The 2,667-nt window shown below is 70.8% G+C and carries 2 protein-coding genes; both read left to right on the top strand.

Going from position 1 to position 2,667, the window contains the following annotated elements; translation table 11 throughout:
• The first annotated feature begins 287 nt into the window (after window positions 1-287).
• Window positions 288-692 (top strand): tetratricopeptide repeat protein, encoded by a 405-nt coding sequence (locus tag EJK15_RS68735; RefSeq protein WP_138720843.1) that lies wholly within the window; start codon window positions 288-290, stop codon window positions 690-692.
• 38 nt (window positions 693-730) lie between these two features.
• Window positions 731-2,596 carry an alpha/beta hydrolase gene (locus EJK15_RS68730; protein WP_138720842.1) on the top strand — a complete coding sequence of 622 codons (1,866 nt, stop codon included), beginning with the start codon at window positions 731-733 and terminating at the stop codon, window positions 2,594-2,596.
• The last annotated feature ends 71 nt before the right edge of the window (window positions 2,597-2,667 follow it).

Raw genomic sequence — 2,667 nt, 5'->3', positions numbered from 1 at the left:
CTGATCGAAGCCAGCGCGACCGTGACACAACCATGACACGGCGCGGACGGAGCGGGGACGCCGGCGGCTGATAGTGGATCGCGTCGTTGATCGGCGGGCGGGTCGCGGAGCGTGTGGTAAATCCCGGCGGCGTGCCGCGAGTGTTGTCGACCGGGGATGACCTTGCCATGCGAAGAGCCAGGAACCGGTCCAGACCTGGAACCGTCCACCGTGGGGCGGGGAGCCGTGCCCGAGGCGAGATGGGTTGGCCGGAATTGGTGTGACCGTCCGCCTGAGCAGCAGTTCACGTGAAGATGATCACGAATAGGGAGAAGGCCTTGGTTAATAACGGAGTGTGGGACCGGCGTTCGCTGCCGCGGGGCGCCGCCGTGCTGGCCGGTGCGGCCGCGACGGCGCCGCTGTTGGGCGGGGCGGCGCTGGCCGGCAGCGGTGACGCGGACGCGCTGTTCAAGGCTGGGAAGTTCGAGCAGGCCGGCCGCGCGTATGAGGAGATTCTGAAAAGGGATCCCAAGAACCTGCTCGCGGCCCGCCAGCGCGGCTATGTCGGGCTGCTGTCCAACCGGTTCCCCGACGCCGTCCAAGGAGCGCTTCTTCGGCGCCGCCTCCGCGACGGTTACCAGGCCGCGACGCTCGACAGCAAAGGGATCAGCGATCGCAAGGCCGTCGTCGCCACTGCGAAGCGGGTCGGGTAGCGGCGTCTACTCACCGCACGAGGCATTTGAGGAGATATATGCGTGTACTGAAGACGATTCTGGTCGGCTTGGTGGTGCTGGTCACCGCCGCGTCGGCCGCGGTCGCCGCGTCGGCGGCCGGCGGCGGCCGGCACGAATGCGCCACCGCGACCAGCCGGTGTATCGGCACCCTGACCGTCCCACTGAACTGGCAGGATCCGCACTCGGAGAAGATCACCATCAGGTTCGGGTACATCCCGCGGGCCGACCGATCGCGCCCAGCCCGCACCTCGATCCTGGCGATGCCCGGCGGTCCGGCCCCGCTCGGCCCCAACGCCGAGCGCGTCGACGCCTTCCGGAAGGTCTTCCAGCCTCTGCTGGACCACTCGGACATGATGATCGTGGAGTTCCGCGGGTTGGGCGAATCCGCGCCGCTGCGGTGCAAGGCGCTGCAGCAGGGGAAGCCGGAGTCGGTCGGCCAGTGCGCGCGTGAGATCGGCGACAGGGCCCAGTTCTTCAGCAGCGACCAGTACGTCGCCGATGTGGAGGCGGTGCGCGCGGCTTTGGGCCTGTCCAAGGTCACCGTCGTGGGATCGTCCTGGGGCGCGCTGAGCGGACAGGCCTACACGACCCGCTACCCGAACCGAGTGCGCGCCCTGTACATCGAGAGCATGATCGGCCCAATCGACAAGGCCGGCCGGTGGCAGCTCGGCGAGTCGGAAGGCAAGGAGATCCAGGAAGCCATCGACCACTACGCCCGCGCCTGCCAGCGATCGTCGGCTTGCCGCCGAACCGCCGGCGGCGACCCACAGGCACGCTGGGACGCGGTGGTGCGGAAGACGCGCGCCGACGGCGACGCGACGCTGACCCCACAGCGACTGCTCGGGGCGCTGCGGTCCGCCTCTGATCCAGCCCTCGCCACCGACGCGACCGCGGCCACCGCCGCATACCTGGACGGCGACCCGGCCCCGCTGCGCCGCGTGCTCGACCGGGCCGCCCCGCTGGCCGGCAACAAAGGTGCAGGATCCAAAGCGCCGTCCAAGGAGTCACCGGATAGGGCCGGTACGACGGCGTACCTGTGTTCCGACCCGGTCTGGCCCTACGATCGCACCGCCGATGAGGCGACCCGGCGGCGCCAGTTGGAGGCCTGGCACGCCGAGCGCAACCGGTACGCGCCGTTCACCCGCGCCGAGGCGGGCAGCGGTGGGGACTTCTGCGCAGGCTGGCCGACCCCGCGAGAGAACAACGCGATCGGGCCACACCGGCCGGCGGTGCCGATGCTGGCCGTCGCCGGCGAGTTCGACCCGAAGGCGATCATGGGTGCACGCACCGCGGCGCGGCTATTCCCCCGCGGCCAGGCGGTCACCATCCCGGCCGGGTACCACAACCCCGCGGTCGAGGGCCGTGGACCGGGTGGCGAGTGCGCGCGACAGATCATGCACCGGTTCATCCAGAACCCGGGGCCGGTGTCCGACACGTCGTGCACGATGGCCAACTACCAGGCACACGGCCGCTTCCCTGCGAAGGCGGCGGCGGTACCGGCCGCCCGCGGCGGCGGGCTCGACACTGCACAGCGCACACTCGTGGCGGCTGCGTTCGCCACCGCCGCCGACACGGTAGCCATGCACAACCCGCACCGCGCCTCGCGGCCGGACACCGAGCCCGGGCTGCGCGGCGGGAAGGTCACCAACGGTAAAGACGGCACGATCACCTTGGACAAGGTCCGCTACGTCGCCGACCTCGCCGCCACCGGCACTGCCAAGGTCGCCGGCGACAAAGCCACCGCCGACCTCACCGTCACCAGCCCCAACGGCGCGACCCACAAGGTCACGCTGCGGTGGACGGCCTTCACCGCCACCGACACCACCCCCGTCACCGGCACCCTCAACGGCCGACCGTTCCGGGTAAACGTCCCCGGATACTGACCCGCCCCACCCCTGTGGGGCGCTCGCGGCCCCGAGCGCCCCACAGGGTCCCGATGGCGGCACAGCTAGCC

Origin of the sequence: Nonomuraea basaltis (assembly GCF_005893125.1) — a bacterium.
GTDB classification, from domain to species: domain Bacteria; phylum Actinomycetota; class Actinomycetes; order Streptosporangiales; family Streptosporangiaceae; genus Nonomuraea; species Nonomuraea basaltis.
This window is presented reverse-complemented; position numbering and strand designations above follow the sequence as displayed.